Below are 21,455 nucleotides of genomic sequence, written 5' to 3'. Positions count from 1 at the left end.
GCCTTTTTGAGACAGCCTCTTTCTGTTAGCGTTTAATTGTACAGTAAATATTGGACAGACCCTATGGTTTTCAAAAGGCAATGTTTTTATTTTTGGGGTGTACCTTATTCAGCTAATGCTTTGACGATGGCTATGCCTACAGCTTTGGCTGATTGCGGGTTTTGCCCAGTGATCAATCTGCCGTCAATAGTGACATGGGACTGCCAAGGTTTGGATTTTTCATAAATCCCACCTATTGCTTTTAGTCTATCTTCTAGTAAAAAGGGAACAACATTGCTGAGCTTGACAAGCTCTTCTTCTTCGTTGCTAAAGCCATTAACTTTTTTCCCTTTTATCAAATATTCGCCGGTGCTCAGTTTGATGTTGGTTAAGCCTGCAGGTCCATGACATACAGCTGCAATGACCCCATTTGCCTCATATATCTTGGTGGCAATCTTTGCGATTGATGGGTCGAAAGGCAGATCCCACATCGCACCATGTCCTCCGGCGTAAAAGATGGCTTTGTATTCTTCAGGTTTTACCTGAGAAGGTTTGAGTGAATGGGTGATTTTATTGTGGTAGTATTTATCCTCCCAGAATTTTTTGTTAACGGGATCATTTAGGTCAAATCCATCCACAGGTGGATTTCCGCCCTGTGGGCTAACAAAATCAATCTCATATCCGGCAGCTGTTAAAACCTCCCATGGATGCGAGACTTCCCCGAGATAATAACCTGTTTTTTCGCCTGTATTGCCTTTTGTATCGTGACTAGTCACTACGAATAGAATTTTTGGTTTTCGGTTTGTTGCATAGCAATACGTTACTATTAAGATTAATAAAGCCGAAAATATTCCTATTTGCCTAAAGAGTTGTTTTGCTTTCATATTGCTTTGATTTTCTTCTTGTTGGAACAAATTTCTTGATTTTGTATGGTAATTTACCGTGACCTACATCACAAAATTAAAATTCACCTCCCCATTCCTGCCATTCACCGAGTTTTTCTGAGCGTTGGTCTAAAGATCATAGGCTTGGGGCCTATTGTGTTGTAGTTTTGAGTCAACAAATAAGAACAGATAAACTAACAATATAAAATAAAGACATTATGAACTCATTAGTAAAAACATTCGCAGCGGCAGCCTTAATCACAGTATCAACTTTCGCTATGGCAGCTGAAGGACCGGGAACAAAATCGGCAAAAGCAAACGTTAACCTTTCCACAGCGGACTTGGCTTTAGATCACTACGTTGCGGTAACGACAGAGGGAGAATCAGCAGGAGTAGAGCAGTTGTTTGCAGCTGATTTCAATCAAAAGATTCAAGCTACCAATGCGCAGTCTAACAGCCGTAGCGAAGTGATTAAATCCTTGAAAAAACAAAAAGGCGAAAAGCTGAACTGTACAGTAAGCACTGATATCTTAGAAGAATCCGCAGACTATATGGTGGCTAAAGTGACGTTGAAATTTGAGAATTTCACTAAAACAGATCTAGTTACCTTGGAGCGTGTAGGCAGTGACTGGAAAGTTTCCAAATCAATCAATTCGTATAAGTAGAAGCCATCTCAAATAAATATATATGTTGTAGAGCCATATCGGAAGATGTGGCTTTTTTGTTTTGGCGTATAGACAACATCCATGGTAAAGAGATATGTCTTTTTTTTGCCTTTTATCAAATTTTTGATCTTAAAAGAAGGGTAGCTTTGGGATATTAAATAAATCAATTATGAAAAAGCATAGTTTCTTAATGGAAAGACTAGTAAGATATAAAGCGTTTATTAATATCATTACAATATTGCTTTTGTTGCTTTTACCTCTACCGGGTGAAAAGTTTACGCTCCTTTTTTTTATGGTGTTATTTCTTGCTCTATTTCAATTTTTTACTTGCCTGAATTATGTTGATTTCATCAATATGTGGGACTTAGTTGTTCAAGCTCTACTGGCGGTTATTTATATTATAATCTGTACAACAGTTTTACTGCATTCGTTATATATCATAAAAAGAAGACTGGGAACTACATTAGATAGGATATTTTCGATAGTTATAGGGATAGCAGGTCTTTATAGCCTACATGCTGTCCTACAATACCCGGATATGTTTTCTTTTGCTTGGCTTGCATTATTTTTCATTTTCAATATAATGAGATGGATGCTTATAACAAAGGCTGATTATTAGCGGATGATATGCTTATTGGAGCAAATAAAGGATCCCGAAAACTAGGGGGCAGTACTTTTTCAGTTTAGTTTAGAAGCCAGATCCTGAAATCTGGCTTTTTACGTCAAAAGGGTCTGATTCTCATCAGACCCTTTCTCTTAGCGTTTACTTGTACAGCAATTTTTATGTTTCCTATCGTTTCCTCTTTTTTGTTTCGTCATCCAATGTTTTTTAAGACAATTGGATTTTCACTGTACGACGCCAATTTTATGTTGAACCTTTCCTTCGAAAGATAGCTTGGAGCCGCTTTGTATTATAAGAACAATTGCCATTTCCAAATAGTTTTATCGGAGTAAATTTTTTTGATAACTTGTATTGGCTTATTTATACTGTATGAAGATCTTGCCTTCCTTTTTCATTTCAATTTATTTCTCCCATTCGTTTCTGTCTGGATACATCTTGAGATCTTTGAATTCGTCAAAATCATTAAATAATTTAATACCTTTTAACAAACGAGTTCCATCTCGATCGGATTGCTTGAATGCTATTAATGCAAAGCGTTGATCGATCTTTTTACTTTGTATTTCAAATAAAACCTGAGATGAATTAACATTTATGCAAAAGGCTGAAACTGTGGCTCCTTTTAAAATAGTGTTCGTAGAATGGCTCCGTAAATAATCGACTATAGATCCTGATGAATCGATTTCTTTATACAGCATATCTTCGAAAGCTAATTTTTTCTCAATTGATATTGCTTCCCAAGGATATTCTACAAAGGCTGTTGTAGGATTTTCGATAATAAAATCCTCAATTATTTTAGTGTCAACTCCCGCTAGGTGGATTCTTTTAGGTTCTTCTGGCAATTCCTCACTATCTTCTATCATTATACCTCCTGTGGGAAATAAAAACAGTCCATTTTCGAGTTGAATATTTAATCTTAAGGCCAGCCATTCTTTTAAATTCTGACCATTTGTATTTAGAAATTCCTGGGCGTGCTGCTGAATCTGTGCGAAATATGTTTGACTGGGGTTAACTTGTGGAAGCTTTTGCTATTAAAGATAGCTGTTATAGTCTGATTATCGAAAATTCAATGCTTTATTCTAAACCCTTTCCTCTCCCCATTACCGCCATTCACCGAGTTTTCCTGATCGTTGGTCTAAAGGCCATAGGCTAGGGGTCTATTGTGTTGTAGTTTTGAGTCAACAAATAAGAACTAAAAACTAACACTATAAATAAAGACATTATGAACACGCTAGTAAAAACATTCGCAGCAGCAGCTCTAATCGCAGTATCAACTTTCGCTATGGCAGCTGAGGGACCTGGAGCAAAAGCAACAAAAGCAAACGTTAACCTTTCTACAGCAGACTTGGCACTTGATCACTATGTTGCGGTCACTACGGAGGGAGAATCAGCAGGAGTAGAGCAGTTGTTTGCAGCTGATTTCAATCAAAAGATTCAAGCTACCAATGCGCAGTCTAACAGCCGTAGCGAAGTGGTTAAATCCATGAAAAAGCAAAAAGGGGAAAAGCTGAACTGCACAGTAAGCACAGACATCATTGAGGAATCGGCAGACTATATGGTGGCTAAAGTGACCTTGAAATTTGAAAACTTCATCAAGACTGATCTGGTTACCTTGGAACGTGTGGGCAATGACTGGAAAGTATCCAGATCGATCAATTCGTATAAATAGAATTTAAATAATTAGTGGTTTGCCAGTAATAAAAGACAAACCACTAGTGAATCATATGTTTATTTATGGCCACGTCGAGAGATGTGGCTTTTTTATGATTTATCTATTTTTTTAGTTCGGTTTATTATCCTAAATAATCTCGTCAGGGATTTGACTCAACTGTGAAACTAAATAATTAATGGGGGCGGTCAATTCAGATTGGTTACAATCGTATTGATCAATAACGCCGTAGATTTCAAACGATGATATATTAAAGCCTTCTTCAATGTCATTATAGTAAATTATTTGATTTCCAAATAAGGCAACCACCCAAAAGCCCCCACTCTCATCTCCAAACGATTTTCTTGCCACTTATGAGGAGTTACTTTGATGAGATTCCAAAGGTTTAAAGCTTTATAATCCATTGTCAGTTCTGCTTGCAAAATAAGAAGTTCTATTTTGTCAATTGATATCGGTGGCCACATGCACTAAGATAATGAAATTTTGAAATAAATTATCTCTCCCCGAATCTATAGCTTCATTGAATCGTTAATTCGAATGATAACTTTCACCTCCCCATTCCAGCCATTCACCGAGTTTTCCTGAGCGCTGGTCTAAAGTCCATAGGCTAGGGGCCTATTGTGTTGTAGTTTTGAGTCAACAAATAAGAACAAAAAACTAACAATATAAAGTAAAGACATTATGAAAGCATTAGTAAAAACATTCGCAGCAGCAGCCCTAATCACAGTATCAACTTTCGCTATGGCAGCTGAAGGACCTGGAGCAAAAGCAACAAAAGCAAACGTTAACCTTTCTACAGCAGACTTGGCACTTGCTCACTATGTTGCGATAACTACGGAGGGCGAATCAGCAGGCGTAGAGCAGTTATTCGCAGAAGATTTCAATCAAAAGATCCAAGCTACCAATGCGCAATCTAATAGCCGTAGTGAAGTGATTAATTCCTTGAAAAAACAAAAAGGAGAAAAGCTTAACTGTATAGTAAGCACCGACATCTTAGAAGAATCAGCTGACTATATGGTAGCCAAAGTGAGGTTGAAATTTGAGAACTTCACCAAAACAGATCTAGTTACTTTGGAGCGTGTGGGCAATAATTGGAAAGTATCCAAATCAATCAATTCGTATAAATAGAATTTTACAACTGGTGGTTTGCGGCAAATAAATGACAAACCACTAGTGAATCATATGTTTAAGTTTAGTTTAATAAGCCACGTCGGAAGATGTGGCTTTTTTAGTTTGGAAATTTGCATTTGAGCAACAAAAGATTATTGTTTTTGCATAATACCATATTTCTTGTTTTGATCATCTTTGGCGTTTGTTCCTGCGTAGCTATCTAAAATCCGCATGGTGGCCGCTTTTAGGGAACGTCCGAATTCCGTGGGATGATAACCCGGTCCAGTAAAAAATTCCACCTCATGATTGATTTTTGAATACCATACTCTTCCTACATCCTTGGGTCCCAGGGTATCTGGTCTCGTTATTTTCACAAATCCCTCGAGTTTGTTTTTATCTAAGCCTATCACTTGATAGGATTGTGTCTTGCTCTGACAATCTACCTCAATATATTTTTCTCCATTCCAGCACATGCACTCTTCAGGCGTCAGAAAATGCACGGTAGTTAATATTGCCAATACCAAAAGTGCTACACCTGAAAACCTCAATATAAGTTTGTTTTTTTTGAAAAATGGTCGGGGATAATTAAATCTGTCAATATTTTCCCGATTTTGCCCCATTTCATTTGAGTCGTTATGAAAGTATAGATCGTCTATTAATTCTTCCGCTTTTTCCTCTTCCGGTTTGTCCCTAAGTTCTTTTTTTTCCCCAGTCAATGTGGAACTCATTGGTGAACCCTCCGATGTTGGCTTTTTATCGTCGGTAGGGATTAAAGGGGCATCTAGTTTATCAGTCAGCGATGAGCTTTTTCCTTCATCTATTGGTGATGGATCCTTCGCCCCATCTGATGTTGAGGTATCATAACTGTATCGAAATGGCCTCGGCCGGTAGTCCACTAGTATTGCGAGTAGTTTCACAACTCGGTCTTCAGGGTCTTGCGTAATGTTAAGGGCAAATTTCTGCAATGCCTTTAATGACCCAGTATTGTATTTCGCTATTGCTTCTTCCAAGTTCTTTTCTTTTTTATATGGATCAAAGAACTTTTGTAAAATTTCGATATCCTCGGGAGGCAAACCTTCGGATAATCTAACTAAGCAATAATCTCTTAGCTTGGCGGGCGAAGGATTAACTAATAAATCATCCAGCTCATGGTTGTTTTTCTTTGCCTCATATAGGGCAAGAACCTCTTCTTTAAATTTGGCAAATGTCGTTGGCATGGCATCAAAATTAAGCTAATTCTACACCGGAATTTACGGAATCCCGTAAGTCAATACATTCTTTATACATCGGAATTCATAGAATCTTTAGCATTTTATCGGACCTTTCGGACTTACCGGAATCATTTGATAAAAAGGGTTTTAACGGCTATAACTTTGTTCTCGAAGTCAGATGATGGATCGATTAAAATATAAACTAAGATACTAATCTGATTTCACAATGAGAAGATCTCGCGGTAGTCTTTAGCCGGTTTGGGAAGCAGCTTCTGCCTCCCGCGATTGACACTCTTACTTCCCAAAAAATTCAGAAGACCTTCTGAAAACATTTGTAGCAATCCCGTGCATGGTGCACGGGGACTACTCATTTTTTCAACTTTTTAAATTTTTTGAATCATGTGGAGTTTAATATTATATTTTCTATTTGGAATCGGTCAACCGTCTAATTCACAACCTGGCGCAGGAACGTCAACAGTACAAACGGCAGATGCACCTCCTGTGGATCCGGGGGATAACGGGGGGAAACGAGCACGCCAATTCCACCTCGGCCACCAAAACCATAACAAATACACAAACGGGAGGTAGCATCTAGTTACCTCCCGTTTTAAATTTATATATTGCTTTGATGGCTAATTTTAATTATTTTCGAGAAAAATGAACCATCTTGAAGCCTCTTTATATATTCCTCTCCCTGTTATTTTTTTCCTCTTGTTACAAGAAAGAAATAGATAAACAACCTTCAGCGGAAAATCCATTTTATGATATTGCATACAATTATCTCGAACAAGGTGTTTCCGATAGTGCGTTTTTAAATTTTAGTCGGGCTAAAGATATTTTCCTTGAATCTAAAGACAGTATAAATACAGGCAATTGTTTAATTATCATGGCAATTTTGCAAAAGGATCTAGGAGATTATTTTGGAGCACAGGAGACCGCCTTACAGGCCTTGAATTTTTTGAATTTCGAAAACCCCAAACATCGTATATATTTAAGTTCCGATTATAATAATTTGGGTGCCAGCACTAATAAACTTGGTGACTATAGGAAAGCAATTCTATTCTATAAAAAAGCTATTCACTTTTCAGACGACTCATTGACAACATCAGTTTATAAAAATAATTTAGCAATGAGCTATATGAATGTTAAAGAATATGATAAAGCAATTGATATTTTAGATAGTGTATTAAATGAAGTGCATGCTTTGCCAACTGAGTATGCAAGATCTTTGTCGAATATAAGCTACGTCCGATGGCGTAGAAATTCAAATTATTCAGCAGTTTCAGGTCTTTTAACAGCCCTGAAGATTAGAGAGGAAAAAAAAGATTTATGGGGCCTGAATGCAAGTCTAGCTCATTTAGCAGACTATTATGAAAGGATTAATCCAGACTCTTCCTTATTCTATGCTCGAAAACAGCTAGCCATGGCGAGACGACTTAAGAGTGGAGATGATCAGATGAAAGGCCTCTCACGAATGATAAAGGTAGGCTCGTCAGACTCAATTACCTTTTATTTTAATCAATTTGAGACAATAAGCGACAGCATCCAGCAAGCCCGCGCCGCCGCCAAAAACCAGTTCGCCCTAATCCGCTACGACGTTGAAAAAAATAAAGCCGATAACCTGCGGCTGGAAAAAGAAAATGCCGAAAAGCAGAACCGTCTTGTCAGACAACGTGCGATTACAGGTGCAAGTATTTTTTTACTCCTGTTAGCTGTTGGTGGAGGAACGCTTTGGTATAAACGACGCAAGCAACGTCTAGAACTCGAAGCACAGAATCGGGTTAAAGAAACACAGCTTCATCTTTCCAAGAAGATTCACGATGTCGTTGCCAACGGCATTTACCGGGTGATGTCGGAGATTGAACATAACGAAAATGTCGATCGCGATGGTGTGCTCGATAAACTGGAAAATATGTACCATCAGTCACGCGATATCTCCCACGATGTTGAACAGGAAACGATCACAGAGACACCCTATAACGAGCAACTGGCCATCTTACTCAAATCCTTTGCTGCTGACCATCGGAAGATATTAATCGCCGGTAATGATGCCGAACAGTGGGACGATATTAGCAAACGTATTAAAGATGAAGTGAAGCATGTGCTTCAGGAGCTGATGGTCAATATGAAGAAACATAGTCAGGCCGAACAGGTCGTCATACGTTTTGACATAACAGACCAACAGCTTAACATATTCTATAAGGATAATGGTATAGGAATCCCACAAGAAAAACCGAAAGGAAAAGGGTTATCGAATACGGTTTCCCGTATTGAAAGCTTCGGTGGTGAAATTACCTTTGTGAATGAACCGGGAAAAGGGCTCAATATCACGACCACTATCCCATTATAAAAAGACAATAATGTATGTTTAAGAAAGTACTGATTGCCGAAGACTACGAGATAGCCAACATTTCTGTGCAGAAAACCCTGCACGACCTCGGTATTCACAATACCAAATACGTTTATTACTGTGACCATGCGTTGACCTGGATTAAAAATGCGATCCGCGATGGCGAACCATATGACCTACTCATTACGGATATCGAATTCGAAGATGATGATAGTCCGCAGGAGATAAAGGATGGCCTTTCACTGATCAAAGCTGTCAAGATTGTACAACCAGACATTAAGGTTATTGTCCTGACGGCCAAGGACCGTTCGTCCCTGATCAATGATATGTTCAAGAATAACGAGATTGATGGCCTTGTTCGCAAAGCGCGCCGCGATGGCCAACATCTGCGCGAGGCATTGCAAGCTGTTGATCAGAACCGAACGTACCAATCGCCGGACAGTAAAAAATTTATTCAGGAGCAGAACTCGCACGAGTTTACGCAGTTTGACCTGCATATCATTAAACTCCTGTATGAAGGCGTGTCCCAAAAAGAAATGCCCGAATATCTCCAGCAGCGTGATATCCGCCCGTCGAGTCTGAGTAGTATCGAGAAAAGGCTCAACCTCATGAAAGATGTACTAGGTTTTATCAAAAATGAACAGCTTGTTGCACACTGCAAGGAATTAGGTTTTATATAAATAATCTTTGATATCGGATTACGGTTTTCCGTAAAGAATCTTGGGGGTATCGTGCTACTTTTGTGAAAGCAAGGTAAATAACGAGGTTGGGTTACTTGCCGAAAATACGATATCTGATGCATTCAAGATATTTAGTGCCATATTTTAACCAATAAGATGATGAGAAAGGGCTATCCACCGATAGCCCTTATTTGTTTTTATGATCATTTGTAACAGCCGACTTATGAGAGATCCAGCTAAATGCGCGATCATTTAATCAGCCTGATTTGAAAAGGTATTGATTGAGTTTAGCGCATAGTAAGCGATTCCATTATCCGGATATTTTTCCAAGATCTCTTCGTAGAGCGCCTTTGCTTTTTCGGCTTGCCCAGTCTGCGCATAGCAGAATGCAATATTACAGAGCGCCATTTCCCGATAGCTCATTTTTGAAGCGCTAAACATGGTAACTGCCCGATATTTATCTAACCATTTCTTTTTTGTAAAGAAATCGACACTCTGTTTAAAATATTCAATCGCACCGTTAAACTCATTTTGTTTGACTGCTTTCATTCCCTTTTTGTGGCTCTTTGGAATGAGCTGTTGCAATGCTGTTATTAAAATGAAAAAAAGAACTGAGGCGACGATCATGCCCTCAAGTTGGAATAAGAATAAGGAAGCTACCATCAGGACCATCCAGAACACAATAAGGATTAAAACAGCTGGCCAGGACACTGACCTTACAATAGGAACATTTGCACTCATATAGATTAATAAATTGCTGGTTGTAATTTTTCTAAAAGGTATCAAAATTTCTTAAAAAATCCTCTTTCAGTATGTCGATGACGTTAAGTTTTAAAGCGGTATTTATCGTATCGAAAAGGTCTGGCAAATACGGTTTCCCGTATTGAAAGTCTCGGCGGCGAAATTACCTTTGTCAATGAACTGGGGAAGGGACTTGATTATGATGCTCCAAATCCATAAATGGACGAAACCGATGCGACAACAATAGTATCCCTGCGTTCAATAAGGGATTTTGTGGTGGAAAGGCGGAGTATTTCCAAATGTTCGTTAATGGAAGAATCTTTTTCAACGAAACGGTCACTGCCGGGCAGATACATCTCAGGCTGAAAATAATCATAATATGAGACGAAAAACTCAACAGCATTCTCTGGAAAAAATTGCTTCATTTCATCATATAGCTGAGCAGTCAAGGTCTTGTTAGGTGCAAGAATCAAGGTCGGACGCTTTAGCTGGTGGATAATGTTTGCCATTGTAAAGGTCTTTCTTGAACCTGTGATACCTTTGAGTGTCTGGTGGGTAGCTCCAGATTCAATTCCCGAAACAAGTCTTGCGATAGCATCCGGCTGGTCTCCTGCGGGAATATACTATGAGTGTAATATAAAAAGGCCTTTTGACATAAGTTTCCTGTTAGTTGGTTGTAACACAAATATAATTAAAAAACTGATTCACGGTTTGCCGGTGTTCCGGGAAAATCAATGTTTCATTGATCCGTAAACTAAAGCTCTGGAATTTAATGTTTGACTACTAGACATAAAATAGTTTGGTAAGACCATAATGTGCGTCGGACTGTTATTGATCAGGCACAGTTATCTTTTTTCTGAGTTCAGCGACACCACTCCCTATACAATACAGTATTATTAAAATATAACCCGCTCTTTTACAGTGGTCAAGAAGGTCGCAAATGTATATTATATAATGTTATATGTATAATATCATGCGTCTCAGGCAACATACCTTTGTATTATCAAATCAGAAGATCTGATGATAAAATATCCTTACTACAGAAAATGGAAGAGAATAGTTCAATAAATAATTTAAATATAATCCTGGATGAAATTAAAGCGATTTCATCAGTGCTGAATCCGGTATCGCTACAGACACTGGAGGACAATTTAAAGAAAGCGGACCGTATATTTTTTGCAGGTGCCGGACGTACAGGCTTAGCACTGAAGATGGCTGCCATGAGATTTATGCATCTAGGCTTAAATGTATATGTTGTGGGTGAAACAACTACGCCCGCAATCTTAGAGAACGATCTTCTGCTGGTAGGCTCCGGTTCTGGAAGCACGCCGACACTTGTAATCGCCGCTGAAAAGGCAAAAAAACAACATGCAACTGTAATAGGCATTACAGCGGATTCGAATAGCAAAATTGCTAGCCTTTCAGACCATGTGGTGCTTGTTAATGCGGCGGTGAAGACGGACTTTGGAGAATCAGCGTCCCGTCAGTATGCTGGAAGTCTCTTTGAACAGTCTGTCCTTTGGGTCCTTGATGCTGTATTTATGACACTGTGGAGAGATTCAGGCCTGACAAAAGAGGAGCTCTGGCCGAAACATGCCAATCTTGAATAACGAGAAATACAAATATTAAAATTTTATATTATGACTAAGTTACAAGTAGCGATTGACTTATTGACTACAGAAGCAGCCCTTGATTTGGCTGCAAAAGTATCACCTTATGTGGATATCATCGAGCTGGGAACACCTTTAATCAAAGCTGAAGGTCTAAAAGTGATCACCGCAATGAAATCCGCGCATCCTGATAAATTGGTCTTTGCGGATCTGAAAACAGCTGATACAGGTGCATTAGAAGCAGAAATGGCATTCAATGCAGGTGCGGATCTGGTAACCGTAATGGGTGCTGTTGATGATTCCACGATCAAAGGTGCAGTAGAAGCTGCAAAAAAAGCCGGTAAACAAGTAGTAGTTGATACGATCGGCGTAAAAGACCGTGTACAACGTGCCAAAGAAGTTACAGCCTTTGGTGTGGCATTTGTTGAGTTGCATGCCGGCCTTGATGAACAGGCTCAGCCGGGTTATAATGTGCAAAAACTTATCGGTGAGGGCCGTGAGGCACAGGTTCCTTTTTCGATTGCCGGTGGTGTAAATCTTGACACGATTAAAGATGTCGTGGCTGCTGGTGCAGCAGTAGCTGTTGCCGGAGGAGCCATCTATGGTGCCCAGGATCCAGCTGCAGCAGCTAAAGCCCTGAAAGAAGCCATCACAGCATAAATCAGAAAGTCGGACTATCCTTCGAAGTCTTCTCTGTACTAACAGGGAAGACTTTATACTGCAAATCTAATCTGCTCAATTTTTAACTGTAGTGAAGAATGATATAAATAGAATATTTAAAGATTTAGAAAATGAAGACATATAATTTTGGTATAGTAGGCCTGGGTGTGATGGGCCGAAATTTATTGCTCAATATGGCGGATCATGGATTTGCTGTGGCCGGGCTGGATATGGATCAGGAGAAGGCCGGTTCATTGCAGAATGAAGCACAGAAAGACCATCAGATTTTTGCAACCGTTGATCCGGAATCCTTTGTTAAATCTCTGGAAAGCCCGAGAGCAATAATGCTCCTTGTTCCTGCGGGTTCTTCTGTTGACGGGGCAATAGGAACTTTACTTCCCTTGCTGGATGAGGGCGATATAATAATCGATGGGGGCAATACCTATTTTTCTGATACCGACAGGAGGTATCAGGAGCTTTCGTCAAAGGGAATCCACTTTTTTGGTATGGGAATCTCAGGTGGTGAGAGCGGGGCCAGAAGGGGGCCGAGTATGATGCCCGGAGGTGATAAGGTAGCTTATGAGCGATTACGCCCCATTTTTGAAGCAATTGCTGCAAAAGTTGATGATGCACCATGCGTTGAATTTTTGGGTAACGGCTCAGCGGGCAACTATGTGAAGATGGTTCATAACGGTATAGAATATGGAATTATGCAGCTTATTGCAGAGACCTATGATATAATGAAGAATGTCTATCATCTGGAGCATGAAGTGATACAGGAATCATTTGAACAGTGGAATAGGGAAGAACTGAATTCCTTTCTCATTGAAATTACCGGAGCTATTCTAAAGCGAAAAGAAGAGAATACTTTCCTGGTGGATCTGATTTCAGACTGGGCTAAATCCAAAGGGACAGGTAAATGGACATCTCAAAATGCAATGGATCTTCAGGTACCCGTGCCTGTGATCGACGCTGCTGTCAATATGCGGGACATGTCTAAATATAAATTGGAAAGGATTAAGGCATCGAAACTGCTGACCTGGCAAAATGCGTCAAAAGTTGATCCTGTTGATCTAGAACATCTGAAGGCCGGTCTTTATTTCGCCATTATTAGCACATACGCACAGGGGCTTGCCCAGCTTAGGATGGCATCTGATACCTATGGTTATGGACTGAATCTGGAGACCGTGTGTAAAATCTGGCGCGGGGGCTGTATCATCCGTGCGACACTTCTGGAAGACTTCCGAAAGGCGTTCGCTTTACAGCCGGATCTTGCAAATATTCTGCTTGACAGGGAGATTGCTGCCAAGTTAAATGCATCACAGGCAGGTATCCGGTCCATCATTCGGGATGCCATTCAGAATGGTACACCTGTTTCGGCATGGATGAATGCACTGTCATATTTCGATGCTTACCGTGCAGAAAATTTGCCTACGAACCTTATTCAGGCACAACGGGATTTTTTTGGAGCGCATACTTATGAAAGAACTGATAAGGAAGGCGTATACCATACCCATTGGGAATCTTAAAATTAAATAAAATGAAAAATAATGATAAAAAGCCAACCTCTATCGTAGTTTTTGGGGCAACAGGAGATTTGGCGAAAAGAAAATTATTTCCTGCATTTTTCAATCTGTTCCTGGAGGGTTGGTTTCCCGAGGAATTTGAAGTTCTTTCACTGGGAAGAACGGAACAGACACAGGAAGAATTCAGGAATTATATCCTTGAAAATATCAGGACATTTTCAAGAATCCAAAAATTCTCCCAGGAACAATGGAATAATTTCAGTGAGAAAATTAAATTTATCAGATTTGATATAACACAGGAGGAATCTTTTATCCGGTTGAAAAATGAACTTGATACCATTGATGTAAACTTGGGGATCAGATCCAACCGTCTGTTTTACCTTTCGGTAGCACCCAGTTTTATTGAAACGGTATCGAATAGCTTAAAAAATGCAGGTCTGACCGAGAATGTTGATCAGGACAGGATGATCATTGAAAAACCTTTTGGCTATGATAAGGCTTCGGCCGTAGCACTCAATAAGCTCCTTTCGCAGACTTTTAAGGAAGTGCAGATCTACCGAATCGATCATTACCTTGGAAAGGAGAATGTACAGAATATCCTGGCTTTCCGTTTTGGAAATACCATTTTTGAACCATTGTGGAATAATAATTATATCGATTCTGTACAGATTACCGTTGCGGAGACTGTCGGCGTTGAAGACCGGGGCGGATACTATGATGGGTCGGGTGCTCTCCGTGATATGATCCAGAACCATTTGATGCAGATTCTCTGCATGATTGCCATGGAAGCTCCCGCTGCATTTGAATCGTCAGAGATCAGGGACCGTAAAGTAGATGTGCTCAAAAGTGTCAGAAGGATGAATCTTGAGGATATCGGACATTATACGGTAAGAGCACAGTATATCGAGGGAGAGATTGACGGTAAAAAGAAACCTGGCTATTTGGAAGAACCCGGAGTGAATCCAAACTCAAATACCGAAACATATGTTGCGATGAAGTTTTACATTGACAATGAACGCTGGCGCGGGGTACCGTTCTATATGCGGACGGGCAAGCGCATGCAGGAAAAAAAATCTTCCATCGTGATCAGTTTCAAAGACGTCCCGTGCACGACATTTCGAGATGATCTGAATATTCTGTTCCCCAATAAACTGGTGATCAATATCCAGCCAGAAATGGACGTCAGGCTGTCGTTCATGACCAAAAAACCAGGTCTGGACATGAAGCTGAAACCGGCTGAAATGGTATTCGACTATTTTGAATGTTCATCGGAAACTCCTGAAGCTTATGAAACCTTACTCTTGGATGCTCTTGACGGGGATTCTACTCTTTTTATGCGTTCGGATCAGGTGGAGGAGGCCTGGGATGTTATCTCTAATATTCAGGCCGCCTGGGAAAGCGGAAATTCGTCAAAGATGGACACGTATGCTGCTGGAAGTGCGGGGCCTGCAGCTGCGGATGATTTATTGAAGAGACAGGGGCATCACTGGTTATCTACTTCTGCCGAAAAATTTAAAAAGGAACAAGATGCTTAACATATTTGCGACCACAGAAGAAATTTTCAAAGAAGCTGCAGCGGTTTTTATCAGTTCTGCAAATGAAGCGATTAGGCAGAAAGGATATTTTGCTGTTGCACTGACGGGCGGATCTTCACCGGAAGGCCTGTATAGGTTATTATCGGAAGATCAGTATAAAAACCAGATCGACTGGACCAAAGTACTGATCTTCTGGGGAGATGAAAGGTGGGTGCCACTTGACAATGACCTGAGCAATGCCAGGATGTCCTATGAGCAGCTCTTGGACAGAGTGCCTGTTCGGCCGGTCAATGTCTTTCCCATGTACCGGGACGGTATAACAGCAGAGGATTTTGCTGCTGTATATAATGTATTATTAAAAGAAATGCTGGGAAGTGATGGCAGAATGGATCTCATCCTTCTTGGAATGGGACAAGATGGGCATACTGCCTCGTTGTTTCCGGGAACCGAGGCGCTAGATGAAACAGAAAATTGGGTCACTGCGTATTATCTGGAACAGCAGCAGATGTACAGGATTACACTGACGGCCCCTTTTCTTAACAGGGCACGAAAACTACTCGTGATCTCTTTTGGAGAAACGAAGGCGGAAGCTCTCAAAGAGGTTATCGAGGGACCTTATAACCCCAGAATATACCCGGCACAATTGCTTGCGCCATCTCAGGGAGAATTATTATTTTTGGTAGACAAAAAAGCAGCAAAATATTTGCACGGCAATATTTAATATAAAAAATAAATATGATCACACATCATCTGAAAGATATTCAGCATAATTCTGAAAGGGCAATCACGCCCTTTCATATTTTTGAATTGGACAGGAATGCACTGGAGGAATATAGGGAACCGCATACAAAAGACCATTTTTGTCTATTATTTGTTAAAAAAGGCAAAATGAAAATGCAGGTAGAGGACCGTCGGTACGATGTGACGAAAAATAACATCTGTGTTATATTTCCTGGACAGCTATCATCAAAAGAACAGATCAGCAGCAACTTTGAGGGCAAGATGATCCTGTTTGATGAAGTGCTGTTCTGTTCGGATATCCTTAAAAATGAGCTGAGTATTTACAATCACAACATTTCTGTCAAACTCAATCATATTGAACTGCCCGTAGCGGAGACCAAGGAAGTAGAGTTGCTGTTGGATCAGATAGAAAAACTATACCATGACCTAACATCGGTAAAGAAAGAACAGGCACGGTTTTACATCAAGATAACGTTACTTAAGCTGGTCGAGTTTGTCCACACGAAGTGGGACAAGAATAAACTGACCAATGAAAATACAAAACTCTATGGGAAATTTTTAGAATTACTGGAGCGGTATTACAAGACAGAACGTACAGTAAGCTGGTATGCGGAAAAATTGCTGATTTCACCCAAAAAATTAAATGAGATCACCAAGAAAACCGCGGGGCTGACCTCGATCGAAACCATCCACGCAAGGATCATGAATGAGATCAAGCAGCTGTTGCTGCTCTCCAGCTATTCCCATAAAGAAATTGCTTTCGAACTTGGCTTCAACTCACCCGCTGCACTTAATAAGTTTGTTAAGGCTAAGCTTGATGAAACACCCACGGACCTGCAGCAGCAATTGGCGCAAATGTATAAGACATAGGTATAAGTTGGTTGCGTGACCGCCGGAGAATTGAACTAGGTTTGTAACATAAATCTTAAACATATGTTACCAACGGTTAATTTAAAAGATACAGCGGCTTTTCAGAAGCTTACGGCACATTTCCAGATGATAAAAGATGTGCAGATCCGCAATTTGTTTATAGAAGATCCCCATCGCTTCTCCACGTTTTCAGTGCAATGGGGCGATGTACTGTTTGATTATTCAAAAAACAGAATTACTGGAGAGACGCTGAACCTTTTGCTGGAGCTGGCAAAAGAGGTGAAACTAGACCAGGCGATTGATAAAATGTTCGCTGGAGACAAGATCAATGCAACGGAGGGCAGGCCTGTTCTGCATACAGCACTGCGCCAGCCAAAAAATGCGGTAATTACTGTTGATGGAGTGAATATCATACCCCAGGTTCATGAAGTACTGGACCAGATGAAAAATTTCACACAGGATGTACTTTCGGGAAGCTGGACCGGATATACGGGAAAGGCGATAACTGATGTTGTCAATATCGGGATCGGTGGGTCAGATCTCGGCCCCGTCATGGTAACGGAGGCTTTAAAAGCATATAAAACGCCTCTGAATCTGCATTTTGTATCGAATGTCGATGGTACGCACATTTCTGAGGTCTTTAAGCATGTTAAGGCTGAAACTACACTTTTTCTTATTGCTTCCAAAACATTTACCACCCAGGAAACCATGGCCAATGCCCATAGTGCGCGTTCTTGGCTGCTTGAGGCGGGGGCTGAAATAAAAGATATCGAAAAACATTTTGTTGCGCTGAGTACGAATGAAGCTGAGGTGGAAAAGTTCGGAATCAATACGCGTAATATGTTTGTGTTCTGGGACTGGGTAGGGGGCAGATATTCATTATGGTCCTCAATAGGACTATCCATCAGTCTTGGAATAGGATATGATAATTTCCAGGCGTTATTGGAGGGTGCCCATGAGGCCGACGAGCATTTTCAGCATGTTCCCTTTGAAAAGAACATTCCGGTAATCATGGCTCTTTTGGGGATCTGGTATATCAATTTTTATGGTGCTGAGACCTTGGGTATTTTTGCGTATGATCAATACCTGCACCGTTTTGCGGCCTATTTTCAACAGGGGGATATGGAGAGCAATGGTAAATATATCGACCGTAACGGTCATGTAGTTGATTATCAGACAGGACCTATAGTCTGGGGCGAACCTGGTACCAATGGACAACATGCGTTTTATCAGTTACTTTATCAGGGGACTAAGCTGATACCTTCGGATTTCATCGCGCCTGCTCAGAGTTTAAATCCGCTGGGAGAACATCATAAAATACTATTGTCCAATTTTTTTGCGCAGACCGAAGCACTGATGAACGGAAAGTCAGCGGAGGAAGTGATAACCGAATTGCAGGGATCAGGAAAATCGGCTGATGAAATCGAGCAGCAGCGTAAATACAAGGTATTTCAGGGAAACCGTCCGACAAATTCATTTTTGCTGAAAAAGATAACGCCAAAATCATTGGGTAAACTGATCGCTCTTTATGAACATAAAATTTTTGTGCAAGGGGTCATCTGGAACATTTTCAGCTTTGATCAATGGGGTGTTGAACTTGGTAAACAATTAGCTAATGCTATCTTACCTGAACTTCAGGAGGATCACCAGGTTCAGGGCCACGACTCATCTACCAATGGGTTGATCAATCAATATAAGTCCTGGCGCTGATTCAGGATAGGTTTTACTCCGAGTATAAAAAGCAGAAGTAATAAACTTCTGCTTTTTATACTTAATACAGTACGCTATATGCTGTATGTCAGTGATTAAATGTATAAAAATGAATGTTGTGCTCAGTGTAAAGTATTTGATTTTGAATAGAATAATGGTTGTTTTCTGCCTTTTTGTTTTAATTTCAGTTGTTTATTCATAAGGGAGCAAATGTATATCATATAATATTCAATGTATAACATCAGCGTCTGTCATTGCAGTACTTTTGTATAAGAAATTTAAAATAAAATATGAGCAAGTTATTTGTTGCCAGCGAAGTATTTCACGGAGCTGGAAGTTTATCAGAATTAAAGAACCTTTCAGGAAAGAAAGCGATCATTGTAACTGGTGGACAATCAATGAAAAGAAGTGGGACCTTAGATAGAGCACTTTCCTATTTAAACGAAGCAGGACTTGAAACTGCTGTTTTTGACGGTGTTGAAGAAGATCCGTCTTCGGAAACAAGTCTTAAGGGAGCTGCAGTGATGCGTGATTTTGAACCGGACTGGATTGTTGGTCTTGGGGGCTGTTCTGCAATCGATGCGGCAAAAATGATGTGGGTCTTCTATGAATATCCCGATGCCGATTTTGAGGCAATGACAAAACCTTTCACTGTTCCGACATTACGCCAGAAGGCTAAATTTGTAGCGATCCCTTCTACAAGTGGTACCGGAACAGAAACAACAGGTCTGGCGGTTATCACTGATAGAAAAAAAGGGGTGAAGTATCCGATCGTTTCTTACGAGCTAACTCCGGATATTGCAATTGTAGATGGAGAAATATGTGCTTCAATGCCGGCTCACATCACATCAAATACGGGGCTGGATGCTTTGACACATTGTGTGGAAGCCTATGTGTCGAATATTGAAGACAACTATGCAGATGTACTGGCAAAAGGAGGTCTGGAAATTGTTTTTCAGAATCTGGAAGAAGCGGTGAATAATCCGGGCAATATCAAGGCTCGTCAAAACATGCACGATGCTTCATTTATGGGAGGTTTAGCTTTTAATAATGCATGGTTGGGTATTGTACACTCATTATCGCATCAAGTTGGTGCCCTTTATGGTATTCCCCATGGTGCAGCCAACGCGATATTCCTTCCAAATGTGATCCGTTACAATCAGACAGCAACAAACAGATACCCTGATCTGGCCAAAATTGTTGGCAAGACATCAGCAGAGGAGCTGGCTCAGGAAATTGAGAAACTTAGAGCGTCCGTCAACAACATAGGTTCACTTAAAGCATTCGGTATTTCCCGTGAAGACTGGGAGAAAAATCTGGATTTCATCAGCAAAAATGCTTTAGAAGATCCATGTACAGGTTTCAATCCGCGTAAACCTACTTTACAGGACCTAAAAGATCTTTACAATGCTTCTTTTGAAGGCAATATCTATCAGAATTAGACCAGTTTGATGAAGAAAGTGGTTTACCCTTTAATGTAGGGTGGATCACTTTCTTCCGTTTGGTATTTTGGAACTATATTTATTAAAATGGAATCGGAAATTCTTATTTTGAATTCACATGTGTCCTAAATAAATTTTAGGATTGGATTTCTGTGGTACAAGCATAGCTTTTTTCATCATTTCGATATTGACCCCTATTTTTCAATCTGCGAAGATCTTTAGCTGTCCCTTTTTTCCTTTTATAGGCGGCCTGAGAAAGGGATCATCTATCCATTGCCAGATGTTTATTTTCACGAAGATATTCATTCTGATGAATGCGACCAGATTGGACAGGTTCCAGTCATATTTGGCCTTTTTTTGTAAGTATTTTAACAGTAATATGCCAATGAGTGAAGTCCAGATCTGGATCATCACTGCATTTTCAGAAGTTCCTATGAATGTCGATACTTTTAAGCGCTGCTTTAGATGCTTGAAGAAGACTTCGATATGCCAGCGTTGTTTGTAGATGTTTGCAAGCAAAGAAGCCTTCCACTTCGTATTATTGGTCAAAAAGTGGTACTCATTACCAGTGGTGCTGTACCAAAAGTGGACCAGGCGTAGCGGTTTAGAATTGTATTTATTGCAGGCAGCACCGGAAAGCTCAATGATCTCATCTTTAATGATTCCCCTTTCAAGGAGTGCTTCACTCTGATAGGACTTGATAACCTTGTAATTCATGTTGGTTTTACTCCTGGTAACGAAATAACAGCCCCTGCTGTCCAAATCCCCAAGCCAGCTGTAATCCACGTAGCCACGGTCCACTACCACCACGCTTCCCTTAGAAAAACTGTAACTACCGGCTCGCTGGCTCTCATGTACTTTTCCATCGGTAATCTGCATAAAACAGGCAGGCAGCCATCATAATCCAGAACCGTGTGCAGTTTTACCGCACCTTTGGTGCTCCTGAATTTAGCCCAGTCAAATACAGATAGACATAAGGGGATGATGCTTGCATCCATCAGATATACTTTACGCTTTAGCTGACCAAGATCTTTGCGAAAATGGGTGTCCTTTTGCCAAAGCCTATCCAAAACAGAATAGTAAAGATCTTTGAAAAGTTCATGGGTACGGTGTGTGTTGATATAGGATATATTAGACTTACTTGGAGCTCTTACTACACCTAAGTGGTTCAGATTACCAGTGGTACTGCGTAGACCGTTACTAATATCACGAACCGAATCTGCCGAGGAAAAATGACAGAAAAGCATACTGACTAGATGCGTCCAGCTGTTGATCCCTTTCTGATGTTTGTCACTTTTGTGCTTTGAAACCAAATCTTTGAATAATTCGCGGTCGATAAGAGATAAAATCTGACTAAAAACATTTAAATTTATCATGGCGGTGTGTTATAATTTTGCGATTTAAATATAGCAACTTTGCTATATCCAAACACCGCCACTTTTTAAACGTTTAG

The 21,455-nt window shown here is 40.3% G+C and carries 22 protein-coding genes and 1 pseudogene; 14 read left to right on the top strand and 9 right to left on the bottom strand.

Annotated elements, in window-relative coordinates; genetic code table 11:
• Window positions 1-104: 104 nt before the first annotated feature.
• A complete protein-coding gene (locus B2O97_RS02780; RefSeq protein ID WP_286766917.1) occupies window positions 105-863 on the bottom strand; it encodes a type 1 glutamine amidotransferase domain-containing protein in 759 nt (252 codons plus the stop codon).
• Between the two features lie 218 nt (window positions 864-1,081).
• Here B2O97_RS02780 and B2O97_RS02775 point away from each other — a divergent pair, with 218 nt between their 5' ends.
• Window positions 1,082-1,528, top strand: a complete 447-nt coding sequence (locus B2O97_RS02775) for a nuclear transport factor 2 family protein (RefSeq protein ID WP_115049882.1) — start codon at window positions 1,082-1,084, stop codon at window positions 1,526-1,528.
• 1,023 nt (window positions 1,529-2,551) lie between these two features.
• Here B2O97_RS02775 and B2O97_RS02770 read toward each other — a convergent pair.
• Window positions 2,552-3,010 carry a hypothetical protein gene (locus B2O97_RS02770; protein WP_070566342.1) on the bottom strand — a complete coding sequence of 153 codons (459 nt, stop codon included), beginning with the start codon at window positions 3,008-3,010 and terminating at the stop codon, window positions 2,552-2,554.
• A 359-nt stretch (window positions 3,011-3,369) separates the two neighbouring features.
• Here B2O97_RS02770 and B2O97_RS02765 point away from each other — a divergent pair, with 359 nt between their 5' ends.
• Window positions 3,370-3,816 (top strand): nuclear transport factor 2 family protein, encoded by a 447-nt coding sequence (locus B2O97_RS02765; RefSeq protein ID WP_115049884.1) that lies wholly within the window; start codon window positions 3,370-3,372, stop codon window positions 3,814-3,816.
• Between the two features lie 129 nt (window positions 3,817-3,945).
• Here B2O97_RS02765 and B2O97_RS02760 read toward each other — a convergent pair whose 3' ends face one another.
• Window positions 3,946-4,167 (bottom strand): hypothetical protein, encoded by a 222-nt coding sequence (locus tag B2O97_RS02760; RefSeq protein ID WP_201303481.1) that lies wholly within the window; start codon window positions 4,165-4,167, stop codon window positions 3,946-3,948.
• 330 nt (window positions 4,168-4,497) lie between these two features.
• On the opposite strand from B2O97_RS02760, the gene B2O97_RS02755 reads away from it, so the two are divergent.
• On the top strand, window positions 4,498-4,944 hold the full coding sequence (locus B2O97_RS02755) for a nuclear transport factor 2 family protein (protein ID WP_115049886.1): 447 nt from the start codon (window positions 4,498-4,500) through the stop codon (window positions 4,942-4,944).
• A gap of 134 nt (window positions 4,945-5,078) precedes the next feature.
• Here B2O97_RS02755 and B2O97_RS02750 read toward each other — a convergent pair whose 3' ends face one another.
• Together B2O97_RS02750 and B2O97_RS02745 are read right to left on the bottom strand one after the other, a co-directional pair.
• A complete protein-coding gene (locus tag B2O97_RS02750) occupies window positions 5,079-6,143 on the bottom strand; it encodes a hypothetical protein (protein ID WP_115049888.1) in 1,065 nt (354 codons plus the stop codon).
• A 215-nt stretch (window positions 6,144-6,358) separates the two neighbouring features.
• Window positions 6,359-6,508 (bottom strand): hypothetical protein, encoded by a 150-nt coding sequence (locus tag B2O97_RS02745; protein WP_159332799.1) that lies wholly within the window; start codon window positions 6,506-6,508, stop codon window positions 6,359-6,361.
• Between the two features lie 28 nt (window positions 6,509-6,536).
• Here B2O97_RS02745 and B2O97_RS02740 point away from each other — a divergent pair, with 28 nt between their 5' ends.
• The 3 genes from B2O97_RS02740 (at window position 6,537) to B2O97_RS02730 (ending at window position 9,167) form a co-directional block, all read left to right on the top strand.
• Window positions 6,537-6,725: a hypothetical protein gene (locus B2O97_RS02740; protein ID WP_115049890.1), complete on the top strand. Its 189-nt coding sequence runs from the start codon at window positions 6,537-6,539 to the stop codon at window positions 6,723-6,725.
• A 79-nt stretch (window positions 6,726-6,804) separates the two neighbouring features.
• On the top strand, window positions 6,805-8,487 hold the full coding sequence (locus tag B2O97_RS02735; RefSeq protein ID WP_286766916.1) for a tetratricopeptide repeat-containing sensor histidine kinase: 1,683 nt from the start codon (window positions 6,805-6,807) through the stop codon (window positions 8,485-8,487).
• 14 nt (window positions 8,488-8,501) lie between these two features.
• Window positions 8,502-9,167 carry a response regulator gene (locus B2O97_RS02730; protein ID WP_286766915.1) on the top strand — a complete coding sequence of 222 codons (666 nt, stop codon included), beginning with the start codon at window positions 8,502-8,504 and terminating at the stop codon, window positions 9,165-9,167.
• 252 nt (window positions 9,168-9,419) lie between these two features.
• Here the strand turns inward: B2O97_RS02730 and B2O97_RS02725 are convergent, their stop codons facing one another.
• Together B2O97_RS02725 and B2O97_RS02720 are read right to left on the bottom strand one after the other, a co-directional pair.
• Window positions 9,420-9,908: a tetratricopeptide repeat protein gene (locus B2O97_RS02725; RefSeq protein ID WP_286766914.1), complete on the bottom strand. Its 489-nt coding sequence runs from the start codon at window positions 9,906-9,908 to the stop codon at window positions 9,420-9,422.
• Window positions 9,909-10,114: 206 nt separating this feature from the next.
• Window positions 10,115-10,528, bottom strand: a pseudogene (locus B2O97_RS02720) (DEAD/DEAH box helicase family protein); the annotation flags it as partial.
• Between the two features lie 426 nt (window positions 10,529-10,954).
• Here B2O97_RS02720 and hxlB point away from each other — a divergent pair.
• The 8 genes from hxlB to B2O97_RS02680 all read left to right on the top strand — a co-directional run bounded on the left by hxlB (window position 10,955) and on the right by B2O97_RS02680 (window position 20,002).
• A complete protein-coding gene (gene hxlB / locus B2O97_RS02715) occupies window positions 10,955-11,518 on the top strand; it encodes a 6-phospho-3-hexuloisomerase (protein ID WP_070564632.1) in 564 nt (187 codons plus the stop codon).
• A 30-nt stretch (window positions 11,519-11,548) separates the two neighbouring features.
• Window positions 11,549-12,178, top strand: coding sequence for a 3-hexulose-6-phosphate synthase (gene hxlA, locus B2O97_RS02710; protein ID WP_027374807.1), 630 nt, complete (start codon window positions 11,549-11,551; stop codon window positions 12,176-12,178).
• Window positions 12,179-12,309: 131 nt separating this feature from the next.
• Window positions 12,310-13,707: an NADP-dependent phosphogluconate dehydrogenase gene (gene gndA / locus B2O97_RS02705; protein WP_286766913.1), complete on the top strand. Its 1,398-nt coding sequence runs from the start codon at window positions 12,310-12,312 to the stop codon at window positions 13,705-13,707.
• A gap of 11 nt (window positions 13,708-13,718) precedes the next feature.
• Window positions 13,719-15,239: a glucose-6-phosphate dehydrogenase gene (gene zwf, locus B2O97_RS02700; protein ID WP_286766912.1), complete on the top strand. Its 1,521-nt coding sequence runs from the start codon at window positions 13,719-13,721 to the stop codon at window positions 15,237-15,239.
• The gene (gene pgl, locus B2O97_RS02695; RefSeq protein ID WP_070564622.1) at window positions 15,232-15,960 is read left to right on the top strand and encodes a 6-phosphogluconolactonase; all 729 of its coding nucleotides are present in this window, start codon (window positions 15,232-15,234) and stop codon (window positions 15,958-15,960) included. The genes zwf and pgl overlap by 8 nt, the downstream gene beginning before the upstream one ends.
• 14 nt (window positions 15,961-15,974) lie before the next feature.
• Window positions 15,975-16,850, top strand: a complete 876-nt coding sequence (locus tag B2O97_RS02690; RefSeq protein WP_286766911.1) for an AraC family transcriptional regulator — start codon at window positions 15,975-15,977, stop codon at window positions 16,848-16,850.
• A gap of 63 nt (window positions 16,851-16,913) precedes the next feature.
• Entirely contained in the window at window positions 16,914-18,560 is a 1,647-nt protein-coding gene (gene pgi, locus B2O97_RS02685; protein ID WP_286766910.1) for a glucose-6-phosphate isomerase, read from the top strand.
• 290 nt (window positions 18,561-18,850) lie between these two features.
• Window positions 18,851-20,002, top strand: a complete 1,152-nt coding sequence (locus tag B2O97_RS02680) for an iron-containing alcohol dehydrogenase (RefSeq protein ID WP_286766909.1) — start codon at window positions 18,851-18,853, stop codon at window positions 20,000-20,002.
• A 201-nt stretch (window positions 20,003-20,203) separates the two neighbouring features.
• Here B2O97_RS02680 and B2O97_RS02675 read toward each other — a convergent pair whose 3' ends face one another.
• On the bottom strand, window positions 20,204-20,881 hold the full coding sequence (locus B2O97_RS02675; protein WP_286766908.1) for an IS4 family transposase: 678 nt from the start codon (window positions 20,879-20,881) through the stop codon (window positions 20,204-20,206).
• Entirely contained in the window at window positions 20,803-21,378 is a 576-nt protein-coding gene (locus tag B2O97_RS02670) for a DUF4372 domain-containing protein (RefSeq protein ID WP_286766907.1), read from the bottom strand. The genes B2O97_RS02675 and B2O97_RS02670 overlap by 79 nt, the downstream gene beginning before the upstream one ends.
• Between the last annotated feature and the right edge of the window lie 77 nt (window positions 21,379-21,455).

Source organism: Sphingobacterium sp. UBA865 (genome assembly GCF_002295765.1).
GTDB classification, from domain to species: Bacteria; Bacteroidota; Bacteroidia; order Sphingobacteriales; family Sphingobacteriaceae; genus Sphingobacterium; species Sphingobacterium multivorum.
The sequence above is the reverse complement of the archived record's forward strand: the minus strand, read 5'-3'. Positions and strand labels throughout refer to the sequence as shown.

Excerpts from the sequence above, each read along its gene's own strand:
- B2O97_RS02780 (WP_286766917.1), bottom strand. The coding sequence starts at position 863 with ATGAAAGCAAAACAACTCTTTAGGCAAATAGGAATATTTTCGGCTTTA.
- B2O97_RS02775 (WP_115049882.1), top strand. The coding sequence starts at position 1,082 with ATGAACTCATTAGTAAAAACATTCGCAGCGGCAGCCTTAATCACAGTA.
- B2O97_RS02770 (WP_070566342.1), bottom strand. The coding sequence starts at position 3,010 with ATGATAGAAGATAGTGAGGAATTGCCAGAAGAACCTAAAAGAATCCAC.
- B2O97_RS02765 (WP_115049884.1), top strand. The coding sequence starts at position 3,370 with ATGAACACGCTAGTAAAAACATTCGCAGCAGCAGCTCTAATCGCAGTA.
- B2O97_RS02755 (WP_115049886.1), top strand. The coding sequence starts at position 4,498 with ATGAAAGCATTAGTAAAAACATTCGCAGCAGCAGCCCTAATCACAGTA.
- B2O97_RS02750 (WP_115049888.1), bottom strand. The coding sequence starts at position 6,143 with ATGCCAACGACATTTGCCAAATTTAAAGAAGAGGTTCTTGCCCTATAT.
- B2O97_RS02745 (WP_159332799.1), bottom strand. The coding sequence starts at position 6,508 with ATGAGTAGTCCCCGTGCACCATGCACGGGATTGCTACAAATGTTTTCA.
- B2O97_RS02740 (WP_115049890.1), top strand. The coding sequence starts at position 6,537 with ATGTGGAGTTTAATATTATATTTTCTATTTGGAATCGGTCAACCGTCT.
- B2O97_RS02730 (WP_286766915.1), top strand. The coding sequence starts at position 8,502 with ATGTTTAAGAAAGTACTGATTGCCGAAGACTACGAGATAGCCAACATT.
- B2O97_RS02725 (WP_286766914.1), bottom strand. The coding sequence starts at position 9,908 with ATGAGTGCAAATGTTCCTATTGTAAGGTCAGTGTCCTGGCCAGCTGTT.
- hxlB (WP_070564632.1), top strand. The coding sequence starts at position 10,955 with ATGGAAGAGAATAGTTCAATAAATAATTTAAATATAATCCTGGATGAA.
- hxlA (WP_027374807.1), top strand. The coding sequence starts at position 11,549 with ATGACTAAGTTACAAGTAGCGATTGACTTATTGACTACAGAAGCAGCC.
- gndA (WP_286766913.1), top strand. The coding sequence starts at position 12,310 with ATGAAGACATATAATTTTGGTATAGTAGGCCTGGGTGTGATGGGCCGA.
- zwf (WP_286766912.1), top strand. The coding sequence starts at position 13,719 with ATGAAAAATAATGATAAAAAGCCAACCTCTATCGTAGTTTTTGGGGCA.
- pgl (WP_070564622.1), top strand. The coding sequence starts at position 15,232 with ATGCTTAACATATTTGCGACCACAGAAGAAATTTTCAAAGAAGCTGCA.
- B2O97_RS02690 (WP_286766911.1), top strand. The coding sequence starts at position 15,975 with ATGATCACACATCATCTGAAAGATATTCAGCATAATTCTGAAAGGGCA.
- pgi (WP_286766910.1), top strand. The coding sequence starts at position 16,914 with ATGTTACCAACGGTTAATTTAAAAGATACAGCGGCTTTTCAGAAGCTT.
- B2O97_RS02680 (WP_286766909.1), top strand. The coding sequence starts at position 18,851 with ATGAGCAAGTTATTTGTTGCCAGCGAAGTATTTCACGGAGCTGGAAGT.
- B2O97_RS02675 (WP_286766908.1), bottom strand. The coding sequence starts at position 20,881 with ATGCAGATTACCGATGGAAAAGTACATGAGAGCCAGCGAGCCGGTAGT.
- B2O97_RS02670 (WP_286766907.1), bottom strand. The coding sequence starts at position 21,378 with ATGATAAATTTAAATGTTTTTAGTCAGATTTTATCTCTTATCGACCGC.